Here is a 19941-nt window from a genome sequence, read left to right on the forward strand (position 1 = left end):
CACAATCCCGTTTGGGAGCGCTCCCACTCCTCTACTCCCATGGAGACCCCGTGAAGTACAGACCTCCTCCCCTTCTCTCCCGCTTGTCGCGGCGACTGGCCGTGGCCGCGACGCTTGTCCTTGTGGCGGGTGTGACCTCGGCCGTGTCGGCCGGACCCGCGCAGGCGGCCGTGGCGTGCGACGTGACGTACACGGCCAATCAATGGACCAGCAGCCCCGGTCAGGGCGGTTTCACCGCGAGCATCACGTTGAAGAACACCGGTGACCCCATCACCTCGTGGAACCTGGGCTTCGACTTCCCGACCACAGGTCAGAAGTACACCCCGACCGGCTGGAGCGCCAACTGGAGCCAGTCAGGCACGCGGGTCACGGCCACCAACATGCCGTACAACGGCAGCCTGAGCACCGGCGCGTCCGTGTCCATCGGCTTCAACGGCACCTGGACCGGCAGCAACCCGAACCCGACGACGTTCAGCGTGAACGGGGTCACCTGCGGCGGCGCCAACGCCGCGCCCACGGTGTCGCTGACCTCGCCGACCGCGGGGCAGACGTTCACCGCCCCGGCCACCGTGCCGATCGCGGCGAACGCGTCCGACTCCGACGGCACGGTCTCGAAGGTCGACTTCTACCAGGGCTCCACGCTGCTGGGCACCGACACCTCGGCGCCGTACAGCTACAGCTGGACGAACGTGGCGGCCGGCAGCTACTCGATCACCGCACGGGCCACCGACAACGGCGGCGCGACCACCACCTCGGCGCCGGTCGGGATCACGGTCTCGCAGAACACGGGTCCCGCGCTCGTCGTGAGCCCGACGAGCCTGTCCGTGCCGGAGGCGGGGACCGCGAGCTTCGGCGTGAAGCTGTCGCAGGCGCCCTCGGCCAACGTGACCGTCACCACGGCACGCGCCAGCGGTGACACCGACCTGACCGTCTCCGGCGGCGCCAGCCTGACCTTCACGCCGTCCAACTGGAACACCGCGCAGAACGTCACGCTCGCGGCGGCCAACGACAGCGACACCACCGCCGGCTCCGGCGTGTTCCGGGTGAGCGCCACCGGCTACACCGCGGTCGACGTCACCGCCACCGAGGCGGACGACGACGTCGGCGGCAACAACACCTACGTCCAGCGCTTCGTCGAGATGTACAACGAGCTCCACGACCCGGCGAACGGCTACTTCTCGCCCGAGGGCGTGCCGTACCACTCGATCGAGACGTTCATGGTCGAGGCGCCGGACCACGGGCACGAGACCACGTCCGAGGCCTACAGCTACTACCTGTGGCTGGAGGCGGTCTACGGGCAGGTCACCGGCGACTGGGCGAAGTTCAACAACGCGTGGGCCTCGATGGAGAAGTACATCATCCCGGCCACGGCCGACCAGCCGACGAACTCCTTCTACACGCCGAACAAGCCGGCCACGTACGCGCCGGAGTCGAACCAGATCAGCAACTACCCGAGCCCGCTCGACACCGGCGTGACTCCGGGCACCGACCCGATCGCGGGCGAGCTGCAGAGCGCGTACGGCACCCGCGACATCTACGGCATGCACTGGCTGCTCGACGTCGACAACACCTACGGCTTCGGCCGCTGCGGCGACGGCACCACCAAGCCCGCCTACATCAACACCTACCAGCGCGGCCCGGAGGAGTCGGTCTTCGAGACGATCCCGCAGCCGTCCTGCGACACCTTCAAGCACGGCGGCACCAACGGCTACCTGGACCTGTTCATCAAGGACAGCTCCTACGCCAAGCAGTGGAGGTACACCAACGCCCCCGACGCCGACGCGCGCGCCGTGCAGGCCGCGTACTGGGCGCAGACGTGGGCCAAGGCGCAGGGCAAGGAGTCGCAGATCTCCGGGTCGGTCGCCAAGGCCGCGAAGATGGGCGACTACCTGCGCTACGCGATGTACGACAAGTACTTCAAGAAGCCCGGCTGCACGAGCCCGCAGTGCGCGGCCGGCACCGGCAAGGACTCCTCCAACTACCTGCTGAGCTGGTACTACGCCTGGGGCGGCGCGACCGACTCCAGCGCCGGCTGGGCATGGCGCATCGGCTCCAGCCACAACCACTCCGGCTACCAGAACCCGCTCGCGGCCTGGGCGCTGGCGAACGTGACCGAGCTGAAGCCCAAGAGCAGCACCGGCGTGGCCGACTGGAGCACCAGCCTCACCCGGCAGCTGCAGTTCTACGGCTGGCTGCAGTCGGCCGAGGGCGCCATCGCCGGTGGCGCGACCAACAGCTGGGAGGGCCACTACGCGACGCCGCCGGCCGGCCTGCCGAAGTTCCACGGCCTGACCTACGACTGGCAGCCCGTCTACCACGACCCGCCGTCGAACCAGTGGTTCGGCTTCCAGGCGTGGACGATGGAGCGGGTGGCCGAGCTGTACTACGCCTCGGGGAACGCCGACGCCAAGGCGCTGCTCGACAAGTGGGTCACCTGGGCCATGAACAACACCACGATCAACGCGGACGGCTCGTACCAGATCCCGTCCACGCTGCGGTGGACCGGCCAGCCCGTGGGTGACTTCACCGCCACCTCCGGGATGCCTCCGGCCAACCCCGGCCTGCACGTGACGATCGCCGACTACACGAACGACGTGGGCGTGGCCGGCGCGTACGCCAAGGCGCTCATGTACTACGCGGCCAAGGCGAACAACACGGCGGCCAAGAACATGGCCAAGGCGCTGCTCGACGGCGTGTGGAAGAACCGCGACGCCAAGGGCGTGTCGGTCCCCGAGACCAAGACCGACTACAACCGCGTGGACGACCCGGTCTACGTGCCGTCCGGCTGGAGCGGCAAGATGCCCAACGGCGACACCATCAACTCCAGCTCGACGTTCATCTCGATCAGGTCCTTCTACAAGAACGACCCGGACTGGCCGAAGGTCGACGCCTTCCTGAAGGGCACGGGCCCCGCGCCGGTCTTCAACTACCACCGGTTCTGGGCACAGGTGGACGTCGCCGTCGCCCTGGGCGAGTACGGACGGCTCTTCCCGTGAGAAAAGCACTGATCGCCGTGGCGTCGCTGGTCCTGCCCCTCATTTCGATGGGGGCGGGGCCGGCGGCCCACGCCGCCGCACCGGCGTTCGCGTACGGTGAGGCGCTGCAGAAGGCGCTGTGGTTCTACGAGGCCCAGCAGTCGGGCGACCTGCCGAGCTGGAACCGCGTCGGCTGGCGCGGCGACTCCGGCATGAACGACGGCAAGGACGTGGGCGTGGACCTCACGGGCGGCTGGTACGACGCGGGCGACCACGTCAAGTTCGGCTTCCCGATGGCGTTCTCCACGACCATGCTGGCCTGGGGCGCGGTCGAGTACCGCGACGCGTACGCGAACTCCGGGCAGCTCACGCACCTGCTCGACAACCTCAAGTTCGTCAACGACTACTTCATCAAGGCCCACCCGTCGGCGAACGTGCTCTACGGGCAGGTCGGCAACGGCGGCACGGACCACGCCTGGTGGGGCCCGGCCGAGGCCATGCAGATGACGCGGCCCGCGTACAAGATCGACGCGTCGTGCGGCGGGTCGGACCTGGCGGGCGAGACGGCGGCGGCGATGGCCGCCTCCTCGATCGTCTTCCGCCCGACAAATCCGACTTATGCTGACACGCTCCTGACGCACGCCAAGCAGCTGTACTCCTTCGCCGACACCGTCAGGAAGAAGTACACCGACTGCATCACCGACGCGCAGGGCTACTACAACTCGTGGAGCGGCTACAACGACGAGCTGGTGTGGGGCGCGATCTGGCTCTACCGGGCCACGAACGAGGCCTCCTACCTGGCCAAGGCCGAGACCGGGTACGACAACCTCGGCAACGAGCCGCAGACCACCACCAAGTCGTACAAGTGGACGATCGCGTGGGACGACAAGTCGTACGGCGCGTACGTGCTGCTGTACAAGCTGACCGGCAAGCAGCGTTACCTGGACGACGCCAACCGCTGGCTCGACTGGTGGACGGTCGGCGTGAACGGCGCGAAGGTGGCGTACTCGCCGGGTGGCCAGGCCGTGCTCGACCGGTGGGGCTCGCTGCGGTACGCGGCCAACACCTCGTTCGCGGCGCTCGTGCACAGCGACACCATCACCGACGCCACGCGCAAGGCCCGCTACCACGACTTCGCGGTGCGGCAGATCAACTACGCGCTCGGTGACAACCCGCGCAACTCCTCGTACCTGATCGGGTTCGGCGCCAACCCGCCCAAGAACCCGCATCACCGCACGGCGCACGGCTCGTGGACCGACCAGATCACCAACCCCGAGCAGACCCGCCACACCCTGTACGGCGCGCTCGTCGGCGGACCGCCCGACCCGAACGACGCCTACACCGACAAGCGCGACGACTACGTCATGAACGAGGTCGCCACCGACTACAACGCCGGCTTCACCAGCGCGCTGGCCCGGCTCTACAAGGAGTACGGCGGCGCTCCCGCGGCGAACTTCCCGGTGGCGGAGACCCCGGACGGCCCCGAGCTCTTCGTCGAGGCGGGCGTGAACGCCTCGGGCACCGGCTTCACGGAGATCAAGGCCATCGTCCGCAACCAGTCGGCCTGGCCCGCCAGGGTCCTGTCCGACGGCTCGTTCCGCTACTACTTCACGCTCGACGGCACGACGACGGCCTCGCAGATCACCGTGTCGTCGGCCTACACGCAGTGCAGGGCGCCCACGCTGCATCAGGCGAGCGGCACCACGTACTACGTGAACATCGACTGCTCCGGGCAGGCCATCGCCCCGGCCGGGCAGTCGCAGCACCGCAGAGAGGTGCAGTTCAGGATCACCAGCGCGGGCACGTGGGACCCGGCGAACGACTGGTCGTACCGGAACATCCCCACCACGCCCGGCGCGACGCCGGTGCGCACCGGGAACATCACTCTCTACAGCGGCGCGACCAAGATCTGGGGTGAGCCCCCGGGTCCGGAGGAGCAGGACACGACAGCGCCCAGCAAGCCGGGCAAGCCCGCGGTCTCCGAGATCACGGGCTCGACGGCCAAGCTGAGCTGGACCGCCTCCACGGACAACGTGGGCGTGAGCGGCTATGACGTCTACCTGGGGTCCCAAAAGGTAGGCACGGCCACGAGCGCGTCCTTCAACCTGAGCGGGCTCACCCCTAGCACCTCCTACACCGCCTCCGTGGTGGCGCGGGACGCGGCGGGCAACGCCTCGGCGTCGTCCGACGGCACCTCGTTCACCACGACGAACACGACGCCGCCGCCGACCGGCGGGTGCGCGGCGACGTACAAGGTGACGAGCTCGTGGGGCGGCGCCTTCCAGGCCGAGGTGACGGTGAAGAACAACGGCACCTCGGCGACCACCGGATGGACGGTCGCCTGGACGTCGGCGAACCAGATCACCCAGCTCTGGGGCGGCAAGCACACCCAGGCGGGGTCCGGCGTCACCGTCAAGAACGAGGCGTACAACGGGGCGCTCGCGCCGGGCGCCACCACCACGTTCGGCTTCATCGCCAACGGCACACCCACCGTCCCCGACCCCATCACCTGCACTCCCGCCTGAGTGAAGACCCCGCCCCCGTCGCAGTAGCGGCGGGGGCGGTTCCACAGCTCAGTGAAAGGCAGCACATGAGATCAGTGATCACCGCGCTGGCCTGCCTTCTCGCCTTCTTCGTCGCCCCCGTCGCCCCCGCGAACGCCGCCGTCGGCATTCACGTGAGCGGTACGAAGATCGTCGAGGCCAACGGCCAGGAGTTCGTCATGCGCGGCACCAGCCACGCGCACACGTGGTACGCGACGCAGACCAAGGCGTTCGCGGACATCAAGTCGCTGAAGGCCAACACCGTGCGGGTCGTGCTGAGCGGCGGCCGCTGGACCCCCAACAGCGTCTCCGACGTGGCCAACGTCGTCTCCCTCTGCAAGCAGAACAAGCTCATCTGCGTGCTGGAGAACCACGACACCACCGGGTACGGCGAGCAGAGCGGCGCCTACACCCTCGACCAGGCCGCCAACTACTGGATCAGCGTCAAGTCCGCCCTGGTCGGCCAGGAGGACTACGTCATCGTCAACATCGGCAACGAGCCGATCGGCAACAACGCCGTCACCCCGGGCTGGGCCGCCGCCACCACGGCCGCGATCCAGAAGCTGCGCAGCAACGGCTTCCAGCACGCGCTGATGGTGGACGCGCCCAACTGGGGTCAGGACTGGCAGTTCGGCATGCGCGACAACGCGCGGGCGGTCTTCGACAGCGACCCGAACAAGAACACGATCTTCTCCATCCACATGTACGGCGTCTTCGACACGGCCGCGGAGATCAACGCGTACATGGACGCGTTCAAGACCGCGGGGCTGCCGCTGGTCGTCGGCGAGTTCGGCTTCAACCACTCCGACGGCAACCCGGACGAGGACACGATCATGGCCCAGTCCGTGAGCCGCGGCCTCGGCTACCTGGGCTGGTCGTGGAGCGGCAACGGCGGCGGCGTCGAATACCTCGACCAGGTCACCAACTTCGACGTCACCCAGCTCACGGATTGGGGCCGGCGGCTGTTCAACGGCGCCAACGGCATCGCCGCCACCTCCAAGCAGGCCTCGATCTACGGCGGCGGCACCACCGACCCGACCCCGCCGAGCACGCCCGGCACCCCGTCGGCGTCCGGCATCACCTCGTCGGGGGCGAACCTGTCCTGGACGGCCTCCACGGACAACGTCGGCGTGACCGGCTACGACGTCTACACCTCGACCGGGACCTCGCTCGGCTCGACCGCGACGAACTCGATCACGCTGACCGGGCTGTCGCCGGCGACCACGTACCAGGTGTACGTCAAGGCCAGGGACGCGGCAGGCAACCAGTCCGCCGCTTCGCCGACGGCGTCGTTCACCACGCTCAGCGGCGGCGGCACCGGCGGCGGCTGCACCGCCACCGGCACCGTCCAGAGCCAGTGGGGCACCGGGTACGTCGTGCAGCCCGTGACCGTGACCAACACCAGCACCTCGACCAAGTCGAGCTGGACGGTGACCTTCACGCTGCCGGCCGGCCACACGCTCACCGGCTCCTGGAACGCCGCGGTGACGGTCAGCGGCCAGACCGTGACGGCCAAGAACCTGAGCTACAACGGCACGCTCGCGCCCAACGGCAGCACGAGCTTCGGGGTGCAGGCGAGCCGGCCCAGCGGCAACACGTCCGTGCCGTCCGGCTACGCGTGTGCCAACTGAACCGCCCGTCGTATCGCTGCGTATGAGGAGGTGAGGCGAAAGAACATCCCTGCCCCACGACACCATCCCGCCCGGATGGGACGGACGCGGCCGGTACCTCCAGCCGGCCGCGTCCGTTGTATTACTTGGCTTGGGTCTTGACGGCCTCGGCGAAGCGCTCGCGGGCGGCGTCGATCGCCGACTCGTCCTGGAACTCGGCGAAGGCCGCCTCGTGGTAGCGGGCCGGGATGAGCCGCTTGACGCGGTCCGGATAGCCCACGCCCGGCTCCGGCACCCGGACCAGGGGAGGGATGCCGACGCGCACCGCGATCGGGCCCGCGGCCCGTACGGAGGTGGCCCAGTCGGTGCCCGCGCCGGTGATCGCGCACATGTGGCGGGCGTAGACCCACTTCACCTCGACGAGGGAGGTCGCGTCGGGCGGATCGAACCCGAAGGGCTCCACGGCGCACACGACGCGCGAGTCGAAGTCGTGGCCGTGCGCGTGGTGCTCGTCGGGCGAGGACTGTTCGAGGATGAGCGTCACCTGGGCGGCGAGCTCCTGGTTCAGCTGGGATGACGGCTGGCGGGCGGCGAAAAACATCACCCCGGCCAGGGTCAGGCTGGCCAGGGTGACGAGTGCCGCGGCAAGCCCGCGACGTGATTTGATCACGGGCTGGTGCAGGTCAGGGCCGGGGCCGGGTTGGGGATCGAACCGGTGGCGTTGAAGCCGAACGAGGTGGTCGCGTTCGGCGCGAGCTGCCCGTTGTAGGTGGCGTTCTTGACCACCACGTTGGGCGGTTGCCCGGACAGCACGCCGTTCCATGGCGAGCCGTCGAAGCCCTGGCCGCCGGAGTAGGTCCACTTGACCGACCAGCCGTTGATCGACGAGGTGCTCGTGTTCTTCACGGTCACCTCGCCCTGGAAGTGGCCGGCCCAGCCGGTGTCCGTGGCCTTCCACGTGGCGGTGCAGGCGCCCGGGTTGGCCGTCGGCGTGACCGTCGGCGTCACCGTCGGGGTGGCGGTGGGGGTGCCCTGGCCGGGGCCGACGCCGGTGACCTCGCCCTTGCCGCCGTCGAAGACGACGTCGGAGCAGCTGTAGAAGTTCTCGTTGCTGTCGGAGCGCACCCACATCGTGTAGATGATGTGCCGACCGGTCTTGCCGGACGGGAGCTGGGCGTTCCAGTAGTAGTAGTTGAGCGCGCCGGCGGGTCCGGTGTCCGGCGGGTTGGTGGCGCTGCCGAACGGCTCCAGGTCGGACCACTTCAGCGGCCCGTTGGGGTTCCAGCCGTTCTTGGTGACGTAGTAGTTGAAGACGCCGGGGTGCTTGGCCCAGTTGCTGTGCCGCATCTGGATGGTGGCGCCCGAGGTCAGGTGGGTGAGCGGCCAGTCGCTGCGCACCGCGTTGTAGGCCGAGAAGTCGTAGGGACCGCCGGTGCCGCCGCTGCAGAGCTGCCCGTCGGGGATGAACCCGGTGGTCCGGCCCCCGCCGTCGGAACGCAGCACCGCGAACCAGTTGTACAGCGGGGTCGTGCCGCTCTGCGCGACGGCCGCCGCGCACGCGGGGTTGTAGGGGGTGATCTGGCCGTTCTCCCGCAGGCCGTCCTGCCAGCACAGGAACGTCCTCGCCGCGGGGAACATCGACACCCCGTGCGCCAGTGCCTGCGTGGGCACCATCAGGACAGTCGTGATCAGAACCATGACGGCGGTGATCGCCGCCGACTTGAATAACCTCATGGGGATTCCCTTGCGCTGACGAATGAGGAAACCTGCCCACGAGCAGCCCGCCCGGCCAGCGCATTGAATCACGCCCCGCACGACGTCGACAACGCGCTGTGAAAGTTTCATTCGATCTTGGTCATAGCCGGTTGCAGGCGCTACTCTGGGAGCGCTCCCATCAGGGGATGTGGCACGCGGCGTGCTTTGCGAGGGGTACGGACCGCGTATTGAGGGGTACGGCGGGTGCTGCCGTACCCCTCCTCAATCACGATCCAGCGCGGCGTCGATGTCGTCGAGCCTGGCCTGCAGCTCGCTCAGGCAGGCGGGCGCGAGCCGCCCCTCGCCGAAGCGGTCGGACAGCTTCTGGCGCAGGTTGTCCGTCCTCGACACCGACGGGCCGTGCGGTCCCACCGCGGCGTGCAGCACCTGTTTGAGGTCCAGCACCACGTCCGCGTCGGTCGCGCCGCACGGCGTCCTGGCCTCCAGCACCGTGTTGAAGCCGTCCACGGCCTGCTCGACGGTGGCGGCCGTGGCCGGCGTGCTCTCGATCAGCCTGGCGGTCGGGGGCGCCTTGACCGTCACCTCCTGCTGCGGCTTCTGCGGCGGTTGCTGCTGCTGCTGCTGGAGCCCCGTCTGCTGGAACCACAGCAGGGCCGAGAGCGCGACGGCCGCCGAACCGGCGACCGTGAGGCCACGTCTGACGTGCCGCCCGAGGGTCGCCGCACTCAGCGCGGAGGTCAGCGCCGAGACGATCTCGGCCGCGGTCGGCCGCCGGTCCGGCCGGTCCGCCAGGCAGCGCTGGCAGAGCGTGGCCACCGAGTACGGCACACCGGCGACGCGGGGCGGGGGATACGTCCTGCGCGCGGCCTCGATCTCCTCCCACGTCGTCTCCGGGTACGGCGTCCGCCCGGTGAGCATGGTGTGCAGCAGCACGCCGAGGGCGTACACGTCGACCGCGGGATGGGTCGGCGCGCCGAGCAGCCGCTCGGGGGCGACGTAGGGAGGGGTGCCGCGGTCGTCGTCGGGGTCTCCGGCCCAGGCCGCGATGCCGAAGTCGAGCAGCTTGGGCCCGTCGGCGGTGAGCAGCACGTTCTCGGCCGTGACGTCCCGGTGGACCAGGCCGCGGGCGTGCCCGGCCATCAGGACCCGGGCCAGCCGCAGCGCGATGGCCGCCGCCTCGGTCCACGGCAGCGGCCCCTGCTCGATGCGCTCGGCCAGCGGCATGCCGTCGAGCAGCGGCATCACCACGTAGGCGGCGACGCCGCCGTTCGTGGTGACGGTCTCGCCGTAGTCGTAGATGTCGATGGAGTCGGGGTGGATGAACCGGGCGGCGGCGCGCGCCTCGCTGCGGGCGCTCATGCGCTCGCCGCCGCCGGCATGAAGTGAGGCGGTGAGCACCTTGACGGCGATCATCCGGTGCAGCGACTGGTCGAAGGCACGCCAGATGACCGACATGCCCCCGCGGGCCAGCGGATCCAGCAACAGATACCTGCGGGCCAGTATGTCCCCCGGCTCAAGCCGACTCACGGACGACCAGTTCCGTAGGGAGTATGGGGTCGATCCCCGCGGCCCCCGTCAGGAGCAGCCGGGTGGCGACGGTGGCGAGCTCCTCGACGGGCTGGCGGATGGTGGTCAGGGCCGGGACGGTGTGCCTGGCGACCGGGGCGTCATCGAACCCGATCACCGCCACGTCCGCCGGCACCTTGCGCCCGGCCCTGCGCAGTGCCTGGATCGCGCCTGCCGCCATCAGGTCCGAGGCGACGAAGACGGCGTCCAGACCTGGGGCGTGGCGTAACAGCCACTGCATGGCGTGGGTGCCGGAGGCCGCGGTGAAGTCCCCGTAGGCCACGGGAACGTCGGGTGCGCCCGCCGCCTGCAGGGTGCGTACCAGGCCTTCTAATCGGTCGCGCGCGCCGGGTAAGGACGGTGGTCCGCCGATGGCGGCGACGTTGCGGCGGCCGGATAACAGGAAGTGCTCCGCCGCCTGGCGGCCGCCGTCGAGGTTGTCCACGTCGGCGTACGGGAGTTTGAGATCGTGTGGCGGGCGGCCGATGTTGCGCACGGGGACGCCCGAGGTGGACAACTTGATCGCCAGGGGGTGCCGCTCGCGCGCGCCCACGATCAGCACCGCGCCGGACAGCACCGGCAGTACGGACGACGTGGGCGTGACGGTGGTCACCATGAGATGGGTGCCGTGTTCGGCGATCACGGCCCCTGCGGCGGACAGGAGCCGTGCGTAGTAGGGTTCGGAGAACAGGCGTGGGAGGTGGTCGCAGATCACCGCCGTGACGCCGTCGGCCATGGTCTTGGCGGCCGTTCCCCGGGGGGCTCGTTGGCGGACGTATCCCATGCGGGACACGGCGTCGTAGACTTGCCGGCGGGTCGAGGTACTGACCCGCACCGAGCCCGTGAGGACTCGAGATGCGGTCGCGGGGGAAACCCCTGCAGCGGCCGCCACCTGTGCCAGTGTGGGCTGCTCGGTCATGGAGCACCTCGCGGAAAAGATCCTGGGAGCGCTCCCACGTTACCAATGTTTCGGCGCTGTTAATAGGGCCTTTGCTGGGAGTGCGTCCCACTGTGCGGACGCACTCCGAATTTGCTCAGCTAGAGGCCCTGATAACCAACAGTTGTTTTTGTGCCGAACGTTGATCGCGCAATATTTGCGTGTCTGATTTCGCCCTATCCGGTCATTGAGTCACGTTGGTGCCGATCTCTGCCTCGTCGAGGCCCCCGTCCGTGTCGTCCGGCTGGGGGCGCACCGGCTGCTGGGGCCGGCAGCTCGAACCGCAGCCGCCGAAGCGCGCGGTGTTCACCGGGGTGAAGTCCGTCGCCGGGATGCCCTTGAGCGCGGACAGCATGGTGTCCTTCCAGATCGGGCCGGGGATGGAGGCCCCGAAGACCGAGGGGTAGTACCGGCCGCCGATGGTGATGCGGTTCAGCTTGTGCGTCACCGCGCCGCGCGGGTCACCGATGCTGACCGCGCCCGCGAGGTCGGGGGTGAACCCGGCGAACCAGGCGGTGGACTGCTCGTCCGTGGTGCCGGTCTTGCCGGCGGCCGGCCGGCCGATGCCGCCGACGCCCTTCATGGTGCCCTTGGTGAACACGCCGGAGAGGATGCTCGAGGCGGCGTCCGCGACCTCCGCGTCGAGCGCCTGCTTGCACTTGGGCTTGTAGTTCGTGACCTTGCCGTCGCGGTCCTTGATCGAGGAGATGGCCATCGGCTCGCAGTACTTGCCGCGCGCGCCGATAGCGGCGTACGCGTTGGCCACGGTCACCGGGTCCATCTCGTTGATGCCGAGCGTGAACGTCTCGAACTCCTGCAGGTCCTGCCCGTCGGAGCGCTCGATGCCCAGCGACTTGGCCGTCTTGACCACGTTGCACAGGCCCACCTTCTGCTCCAGCGCCATGAAGAAGGTGTTGACCGAGCCCCAGGTGCCGGTGGCCAGCGACTTGAAGCCACCGCCGCCGCCCTCGGCGTTGGTGACGGTGAAGCTGGGCTCGCCCATGTTCTGGCCCTTGCAGTTCTTGAACGACCAGAAGGCGGGAGCGCGGTAGCCGCTGCCCACCGAGATCCCGTCGTTGATCTTCATTCCCTGCTTGAGGGCGGTGAGCAGGGTGAACGTCTTGAACGTCGAGCCCGCCTGGAAGCCGGTGCCGCCGCCGTGCACCGCGTCGGCGACGAGGTTGTAGGACATCTCGTTCTTGCGCTTGTTGGTGCCGTACTTGCGGCTGGCGGCCATGGCCTTGATCGCGCCCGTGCCCGGCTGGACGAGCGCCTCGGAGGCGACCGGGTTGTCGGAGGCGAACACGTGCTTCTTGATCGCCTGCTCGGCGGCCTTCTGCATCTTCGGGTCGAGCGTGGTCTGGATGGTCAGGCCGCCCCGGTTGAGGAACTGGGTCCTGGCCTTCTTCGTCTTGCCGAAGTCCTTGTTGCTGAGGATCTCGTTGCGGACGTACATGCAGAAGTACGGGTAGTCGCTGGCCTCGCAGCCACCGGGCAGCGGGGTGCCCTTGTAGCCGAGCTTGGTCTTCTTGGCCTCGGCGGCCTGCTCCGGCGTGATCTTCTTCAGCTCGGCCATCCGGTCGAGCACGACGTTGCGCCGGAAAAGCAGCCGCTCCTTGAACTCCTTGCCCCGGCTGGGGTCGGTCTGGAGCGGGTCCTGCACGGCGCCGGCCAGGGTGGCGGCCTGGGGCAGGGTCAGGTCGGCGGCCTTGACTCCGAAGAAGCGCTTGGCGGCCGCCTCGATGCCGTAGGCCCGGGCGCCGAAGTACGCGATGTTCAGGTATTTCTCGAGGATCTCGTTCTTGGTGTACTTCTCCTCGATCGCCATCGCGTAGCGCAGCTCGTTGAGCTTACGGGCGTAGCTGGCCTCGAGGGCCGCGTTCTTCTCCTTGGTGGTGCTCGCCGAGTTGAGCAGCACCTGCTTGACGTACTGCTGGGTGATGGACGAGCCGCCCTGGGCGATGCCGCCCGAGGTGAGGTTCTTGGCCAGGGCGCGGACGGTGCCCTCGATGTCGATCGGGCCGTGCTCGTAGAAGCGGTAGTCCTCGATCGAGATGATGGCCGTCTTCATGATCTCGGCGATGTCGTCGAGCTTGACGTTCTCGCGGTACTCCTCGTAGAACGTCGCGATCGGCTTGCCCGTGGAGTCGAGCACCGTCGTCTTCTCCGCGAGGGGCGGCTCCTTGAGGTCCCGCGCCTTGAGGCCTAGGTCCTCGGATGCCGAGACGAACATCGCTCCGGTGCCTCCGACCGCGGGCAGTGCGATGGCCGCGGCAACCACACCAGCCGCTGCCGCCGCCCCGGTCAGGCGCGCGATACTCGACAAACGGGAACCCATGGTTGTAAAACCTCCCCCTCGTGGCATTAGGGTGCATCCTAAACCCCGCCATGACGTGCTCTCGGTAAAAGCTTGGACGCCGCATGGGGCAGTTTTGTTCGCGCGGGAAGCGGGATTTTTCCGGCTCTGGCGTCGTTACGCCGGATCGTGCCGGGTGGGGCGCCTGTGGCGCCTGTGACGATCTTCAGTTTCTGCCAGGTGCGGGCAAAGAAGCGTGTTGACGCGCGGGTGATCGTCCGCCCGTCTGGCAATGTCTGTTTCCTGCCGGTCATGGTGGGGGGACTTATGCGTCGTGCCGGAGATGGCGAGCATTTCGATCGGTTGCTCGCCGCTGCGAGGACATATTGGGGCGAGAGCCCCAGTGGTGAGAGCTGCGTCGTGGCCGAGGCGTTCGACCAGGACATCAGAGTCGTGGTACGGACGCTCATGGTCGCGAAGGCGGTCTGCGAGCTGCTCTCCGCGCGGCTGTTCGCGCTGGTCGAGCCCGAGTGGCGGAGGCTGGCGGAGATGTTCGGGGCCGAGGGGGACGGCCGGCCGCGGGTGCCGCCGGCCGCGCTGGTCACCAGCCGGGCGGATCCGTACGTGATCAGGGACATCCCGGTCGTGCACGTCCACGGGACAGGGTCGCTGAAGGCGTACGCGATCTTCCCCGACCAGGGGCCCTGCTCGTTCCGCGAGGAGCTGCCCGCCAGGGTCGGCGCGTTCTTCGAGCGGCACGTCTGGCCGTACCGGGACACGATCAGGCCGGGCGCGGAGCGGACGGCCTGGCGGGCCAAGAGCGGCTACCAGATCCGCACGGAGACCGAGCGAAACCAGCTGCGCGACTACGGCTGCGCCCGGCTGGGCCTGGACCCGCGGCGGCCGACCATCGCGGTCTTCGGCCACACGCCGGGCGAGGACACCGAGCTGTTCCAGTCGACGGTGGACTTCGCCTCGTCGGACCCGTCGGCGAACTGGCTGTTCCTCGACCCCGTCGGCTACCCGCACTCCCGGGTGAGGTGCGTGACGGGAGCCCTGTCCACGAACCTCCTGTGGAGCATGGCGGACGTGTGCGTCACGTTCGGCGACAGCGACCTGCCCGCGTTCGGCATCCCGGTCGTCCAGGCGGGCTGGTCGGTGGGGAGCGCCTGCGGCGGCACGCACGTGGCGCGCGACCCGTCGGACATCCGCCTGTGGCTGGACGAGGCCATCGCCAAGCACGAGAAGGGCGAGTCCATCCTGGAGCCCGAGCAGCGCGACCGCGCCCGCCTGTGGCTCTGGCTGCGCCGCTGCGGCGCGGACGTGCCCACCCAGCTCCTGCCGCACTGGGAGTACGGCGTCGACTACGCGCGGGCGCTGGCCGTGAACCTGTGGCACGTGGAGCGCGACGGCGACCCTCTCTACAGCGCGGTCGCCCGCATGTGGACCAGGCGCGAACCCATGCTCACGCGGTTCGACTTCCACGACCCGGCGGGGCCGTTCATCAGGAACGCCTTTGACCGGTTCCCGCGGTTCGGCGATGTCGTCCGCACCGACGAAGACCCCATGAGCAGCTTCCACGAGCCGGAAGAGTCGTCATTCACGAGGAGCACCCCATGAGCACCCCAGGATCCGCCACCGAGCTGGACCAGCTGATCCTCCCCGCGATCCCGCCCGTCCACGTGCGCAGCGGCCAGATCGCCGCGCTGCAGGTGACCGACAGGCTGCAGCGCGGCAGTTCGATCGTGGGCAGGTTCGAGACCTCGGGGCTGGCCGGGTTCAAGGTCTCGGCGCAGGGGCGCGCGCTGCGGGTGCTGGTGTCGTTGTCGACCGACGATCGGTCCGTGAGCGGCTGGGACGCCGGCAAGACCGACCTGGTCGGCCTGCAGCCGCGCCTGGTGCAGGTGCGTTCCCAGGGGCGGCTGCGCCAGTGCGTGCTGCTCAGGGGCCGGCGGGCGCACGCCCAGGTGGCCTTCGACCTGACGGCGGAGGAGATCCCCGACGACGGGCTGATCTGCGTCGAGGTGCTCGACATCGCGGAGGGCGAGGGGGTCAGCGAGGAGGTCCGCCAGGCCGTGTCGGGGCACGTGGTGGCCGACGGCGTGGCCGGGCTACGGCTGGACAAGGTGGTGTTCGAGGAGCCGCCGGCGGTGGACTTCGACCCCGACACGCTCGACGGGTTGCGCTGCGAGGTGTCCTCGCTGATCAGCGCGGGCGGCCTGGCCAACCGCAACCGGCAGGGCACGCGCGTGCTGCGCGCGGGCATGTTCGTGGTCAACCCGGTGCTGAAGGACACGTTCGGGTCGAGTGGCCGCCTCACGCTCAGGCTGGGCACGAAGGCGGAGCCGGCCAGCCTCATCCCCGCGACGTGGCGGCGGGTCAACAGCGAGTGGCGCTGGATGCGGCACGCCACCAGGAAACTGCTGGGCATCGCGGCGCCGCCGGTGGAGCGGGTCATCAGCATCAGGGACGGGGACCTGGGGCTGCCCGAGCTGCGCACGGACGGCAACGTCACCGAGCTCACGCTGCCCAGCCCCACGAACTCGCCGTACCTGGTGATCATGGGTCAGTGCCTGGGCGCCGTACCGACGCTGGAGTCGGGCGCCACGCACTAGTACGGGCGTGAACTATCCCTGCTCGAATAAAATCCTGGGTCATGGACGACGCGGTCGAAAGGATCCTCGGGGAGTGGCGGCGCGAGCGGCCTGATCTCGATCTGACGGCCATGGGCGTCTTCGGGCGGCTCGCCCAGGTGATGCGGGTCCTGGAGCCGCGGGTCGACCGGGTGCTCACCCGGCGCGGGCTGCGGCAGGGGGAGTTCGACGTGCTGGCCGCGCTGCGCCGGGCCGGCCCGCCGTACACGCTGATCCCTTCGGAGCTGTCGGCGGTGCTGATGATGTCGCGGGCCGGGATGACCAACCGGCTCGACCGGCTGGAGGCGGCGGGGCTGGTCGAGCGCAGCCTCGACCCCGCCGACCGGCGCAGCTTCCACGTCCGGCTGACCGGCGAGGGCCTGCGGATCATCGACGAGACGCTCACCGAGCACGCCGCCAACCTGGCCCGCCTGGCCTCCCCGCTCACTTCCGAGGACACCGAGACGCTCGCCGCGATCCTGCGCAAGCTGCTGGACGGGCCGCTCGGCAACCCGGAGCTCCCAAAAAATCGCGAAAATCCGTGATATCCCCGCTCAGGGGGAAGTCGTTTTAGGTGAGGAACGGCTTGTACATCGAGACGATCCGGCACCTCCATTGCACGGTCCTGCGCGCCGGCGGCGAGCTTGACCACGCGGGCCGGGTCCGCTTCAGCGCCTGCATCGACGCGGTGTGGGGCTGGAGTGTGGGGCCCGTGCTCGTATTCGATCTTGCTGATCTGGATTTTTACGACTCGTCCGTCATTGGGGTGCTGGCGATGGCGATGCAGCGGATGGAGGAGCAGGAGAGCGGCCGGATCATCCTGGTCCGGCCGTCGGACCACCTGCTGTCAGTGCTGCGGCTCACGGACCTGCTGTCGCGGGTGGAGCTGCGGGAGAGCGTCGAGGAGACGGTGGCCGAGCTGATGCTGGACGGCTCGGCCCGCGGCTCGCCGTCGTCCCAGGACCCGCGCCTCTCGACCCCCGCCCCTGACTCCTCCGGGCGTCAGAGGCCGTAAGCCTCCAGCAGGCGCAGCCACACCTCGCTGACCGTCGGGAAGGACGGGACGGCGTGCCAGAGGCGCTCCAGCGGCACCTCGGCCGTCACCGCGATCGTGGCGCTGTGCAGCAGCTCGGCCGTGCCCGGCCCGACGAACGTGACGCCGAGCAGCACCTTCCTGTCCTCGTCCACCACGGCCCTGGCCCGGCCGCGGTAGCCGTCACCCATCAGGTACGCCCCGGTGACCGAGCCCAGCTCGTAGTCCACCACGCGCACCCGGAACCCGTCCTCCCGGGCCACCGCCTCGGTCCTGCCGACCGCGCAGACCTGCGGGTCGGTGAAGACGACCTGCGGCGCGCCGAACCCGTCGGCCAGATCCCGCATCGCGGGCAGCTCGTCGCCACGCGCCCGCGCGGCGATCACGTCACCGCAGATCCTGGCCTGGTACTTGCCCATGTGGGTGAGCAGCGCGCGCCCGTTGACGTCGCCGACCGCGTACAGCCAGCCGTCGGGGACGCCGGTCGCCCGCATGCTGTCGTCCACCTCGACGTACTTCCCGTCGGCCAGACCGATCGTGCCCAGCCCGATGTCGCCGGTCGCGGGCCGGCGGCCGGTCGCGACCAGCAGCTCGTCGGCCTCCACCGGGGGCCCCTCGGGCAGGTGGACCGTCACCTTCCCGCCGGGCTCGGGGCGCTCGATCCTGACGGCGTCGGTGCGGGTGCGCACCTCGATGCCCGCCTCCGCGAACGACTCGGCCACCAGCTCTCCCGCGAACGGCTCCATCCTGGCCAGCAGCCCGCCGCCGCGCACCAGCACGGTCGTCTGCCGCGCGCCGAGCCCGTGCATGGCCTGGGCCATCTCGCAGGCGACCACGCCGCCGCCGAGCACGACCAGCCGCTCGGGGACGGCGCGGGCCGCGGTCACCTCATGGCTGGTCCAGGGCTCCGCCTCGACCAGCCCGGGGACCCGGGGGAGGGCCGCCGTGCTGCCCATGGCCAGGACGACGGCCTGCCGGGCCGTCAGCACCCGCTCGCCGCCGTCCTCGGTGGTGACGCGTACGCGCTTGGGGCCGTCGAGCCGCCCGTGCCCGCGTACGAACTCGGCCGGCACGCTCTCGATCCACCCGACCTGCCCGGAGTCGTTGTAGTTCGAGACGGTCTCGTCGCGCCGGGCCAGCACGGCCTCCACGTCGACGGGCCCCAGCGACAGCCCGGGGACCCGCGCCACCTCGCCCATCAGGTCGACCGGCCGCAGCAGCGCCTTGCTCGGGACGCAGGCCCAGTAGGCGCACTCGCCGCCGGCCAGCCGCTCCTCCACGATCGCCGCGGTCAGGCCGCCGCGGACGGCCCGGTCCGCGACGTTCTCACCGGCGGGACCGGCACCGATCACGATGACGTCGAACTCGTCAGCCACCACGCCTCCAGGAGCACTCGCTTATGAGGTGAACTCTTTCATGCCGCCGGCCCGGCCATGCCGGGGACCGGCCGGTTGGACGCCCCCTCTGTCCCTTACATCCCTCCTCCACCGCCCGTCACACTCGTCTTCACGTCGCGTTCACCCGGCGGCCGTAGCGTGCCCGCATGGCGGATCGTTACCCGACGTCAGTGCCGTACCGGCAGCGGACGGACGGCTACAACACGTACCGGATCCCCGCGGCGGTGGTGACGAAGGCGGGCACCGTGCTGGCGTTCGCGGAGGGGCGGCACGCCTCCGCCGGGGACTCCGGCCACATCGACATCGTGCTCAGGCGCTCCACGGACGGCGGCAGGACGTGGGGCGCGCTGCAGGTGGTCGCCACGGAGCCGCGCCGGGGCACCGCGGGCAACCCCGCGCCCGTGGCGCTGGCCGACGGCCGGATCGTGCTGGTCTTCGTCAGGCAGGGGCCGCAGGCCACCGAGGACAAGATCCGGCGCGGCCAGGTGGCGGCGGCCGACGGGCGGCGGGTGTTCGTGCAGGTCAGCTCGGACGACGGGGTCACGTGGTCGGCGCCTCGCGAGATCACCGGCAGCGTGAAGCGCTCCGAGTGGCGCTGGTACGCGACCGCTCCCGGCCACGCCGTCGCGCTGCGCAGCGGGCGGATCGTAGTCCCCGCCAACCACTCGCTGCCGCCCGGCGGGTCCGACAACGGGACCGAGGGCAAGTACAACGGCGGCCACGGGCTGCTGAGCGACGACGGCGGCCAGACCTGGCGCATCGGGTACGTCGATGACAACCCGGACGGATACGTCAACGTCAACGAGACCACGGCCACCGAGCTGCCGGACGGGCGGCTCTACCTCAACACGCGCACCGAGTCCACCGCCCCCGGCACCAGGGCCGACGCCTACTCGGCCGACGGCGGCCAGACCCTCCTGCTGCCCTTCCGGCCCCAGGCGGGGCTGGTGGGGCCGGTGGTGGAGGGCAGCACGCTGTGGTGCTCGTCGCCGGACGTGCTCCTGTTCTCGGGACCGGCCGCGCCGGACGCGCGGGCGCTGATGACCGTACGCGCCAGCGACGACCTGGGGGTGACCTGGCGGGTCGCGCACACGGTGTCGGGGCTGCCGGCGGCCTACTCCGACCTGGTCCGGGTGGACGGGGACACGGTGGGCCTGCTGTTCGAGACCGGCGACTTCGGCGCGTACGAGAGCATCGCCTTCCGCCGCCTCCCCGTCGCCGAACTCGCCCCCTGA

14 protein-coding genes are annotated in these 19941 nt (G+C 69.8%); 8 read left to right on the top strand and 6 right to left on the bottom strand.

The genetic code is table 11. From position 1 onward, the window contains the following. Positions 1-122 precede the first annotated feature (122 nt). The 3 genes from AB0J87_RS46690 to AB0J87_RS46700 all read left to right on the top strand — a co-directional run bounded on the left by AB0J87_RS46690 (position 123) and on the right by AB0J87_RS46700 (position 7149). A complete protein-coding gene (locus AB0J87_RS46690) occupies positions 123-2996 on the top strand; it encodes a glycoside hydrolase family 48 protein (RefSeq protein WP_363977855.1) in 2874 nt (957 codons plus the stop codon). Between the two features lie 17 nt (positions 2997-3013). Further along, entirely contained in the window at positions 3014-5500 is a 2487-nt protein-coding gene (locus AB0J87_RS46695; RefSeq protein WP_363978456.1) for a glycoside hydrolase family 9 protein, read from the top strand. 65 nt (positions 5501-5565) lie between these two features. Then, the gene (locus tag AB0J87_RS46700) at positions 5566-7149 is read left to right on the top strand and encodes a cellulase family glycosylhydrolase (protein WP_363977858.1); all 1584 of its coding nucleotides are present in this window, start codon (positions 5566-5568) and stop codon (positions 7147-7149) included. A gap of 121 nt (positions 7150-7270) precedes the next feature. Here AB0J87_RS46700 and AB0J87_RS46705 read toward each other — a convergent pair whose 3' ends face one another. The 5 genes from AB0J87_RS46705 to AB0J87_RS46725 all read right to left on the bottom strand — a co-directional run bounded on the left by AB0J87_RS46705 (position 7271) and on the right by AB0J87_RS46725 (position 13580). Next, a complete protein-coding gene (locus AB0J87_RS46705; RefSeq protein WP_363977861.1) occupies positions 7271-7798 on the bottom strand; it encodes a hypothetical protein in 528 nt (175 codons plus the stop codon). Beyond that, positions 7795-8862, bottom strand: a complete 1068-nt coding sequence (locus AB0J87_RS46710) for a lytic polysaccharide monooxygenase (RefSeq protein ID WP_363977864.1) — start codon at positions 8860-8862, stop codon at positions 7795-7797. The genes AB0J87_RS46705 and AB0J87_RS46710 overlap by 4 nt, the downstream gene beginning before the upstream one ends. A gap of 243 nt (positions 8863-9105) precedes the next feature. Further along, positions 9106-10371 carry a serine/threonine-protein kinase gene (locus AB0J87_RS46715; RefSeq protein WP_363977867.1) on the bottom strand — a complete coding sequence of 422 codons (1266 nt, stop codon included), beginning with the start codon at positions 10369-10371 and terminating at the stop codon, positions 9106-9108. Then, on the bottom strand, positions 10358-11329 hold the full coding sequence (locus AB0J87_RS46720; RefSeq protein WP_363977870.1) for a LacI family DNA-binding transcriptional regulator: 972 nt from the start codon (positions 11327-11329) through the stop codon (positions 10358-10360). Before AB0J87_RS46720 ends, AB0J87_RS46715 begins: the two co-directional genes overlap by 14 nt. Positions 11330-11531: 202 nt before the next feature. Further along, entirely contained in the window at positions 11532-13580 is a 2049-nt protein-coding gene (locus AB0J87_RS46725; protein ID WP_363977873.1) for a transglycosylase domain-containing protein, read from the bottom strand. A 483-nt stretch (positions 13581-14063) separates the two neighbouring features. Between AB0J87_RS46725 and AB0J87_RS46730 the strand changes: the two genes are divergently transcribed. Genes AB0J87_RS46730 through AB0J87_RS46745 form a run of 4 tightly spaced genes read left to right on the top strand, consistent with a single transcriptional unit; the run spans position 14064 to position 17291 of the window. Then, complete coding sequence (locus AB0J87_RS46730; protein ID WP_363977876.1) at positions 14064-15263, top strand: hypothetical protein; 1200 nt, start codon at positions 14064-14066, stop codon at positions 15261-15263. Beyond that, on the top strand, positions 15260-16258 hold the full coding sequence (locus AB0J87_RS46735; RefSeq protein WP_363977879.1) for a hypothetical protein: 999 nt from the start codon (positions 15260-15262) through the stop codon (positions 16256-16258). The genes AB0J87_RS46730 and AB0J87_RS46735 overlap by 4 nt, the downstream gene beginning before the upstream one ends. A gap of 41 nt (positions 16259-16299) precedes the next feature. Next, positions 16300-16821 carry a MarR family transcriptional regulator gene (locus tag AB0J87_RS46740; protein WP_363977882.1) on the top strand — a complete coding sequence of 174 codons (522 nt, stop codon included), beginning with the start codon at positions 16300-16302 and terminating at the stop codon, positions 16819-16821. A 29-nt stretch (positions 16822-16850) separates the two neighbouring features. Then, positions 16851-17291, top strand: a complete 441-nt coding sequence (locus AB0J87_RS46745; RefSeq protein WP_363977885.1) for an STAS domain-containing protein — start codon at positions 16851-16853, stop codon at positions 17289-17291. Here AB0J87_RS46745 and AB0J87_RS46750 read toward each other — a convergent pair. Further along, positions 17279-18685, bottom strand: coding sequence for an NAD(P)/FAD-dependent oxidoreductase (locus AB0J87_RS46750; protein WP_363977888.1), 1407 nt, complete (start codon positions 18683-18685; stop codon positions 17279-17281). The two genes, AB0J87_RS46745 and AB0J87_RS46750, sit on opposite strands and share 13 nt — an antisense overlap. A gap of 167 nt (positions 18686-18852) precedes the next feature. On the opposite strand from AB0J87_RS46750, the gene AB0J87_RS46755 reads away from it, so the two are divergent. Next, positions 18853-19941 (top strand): sialidase family protein, encoded by a 1089-nt coding sequence (locus AB0J87_RS46755; RefSeq protein ID WP_363977891.1) that lies wholly within the window; start codon positions 18853-18855, stop codon positions 19939-19941.

Source organism: Nonomuraea sp. NPDC049625, assembly GCF_040675285.1.
Lineage (GTDB): Bacteria > Actinomycetota > Actinomycetes > Streptosporangiales > Streptosporangiaceae > Nonomuraea > Nonomuraea angiospora_A.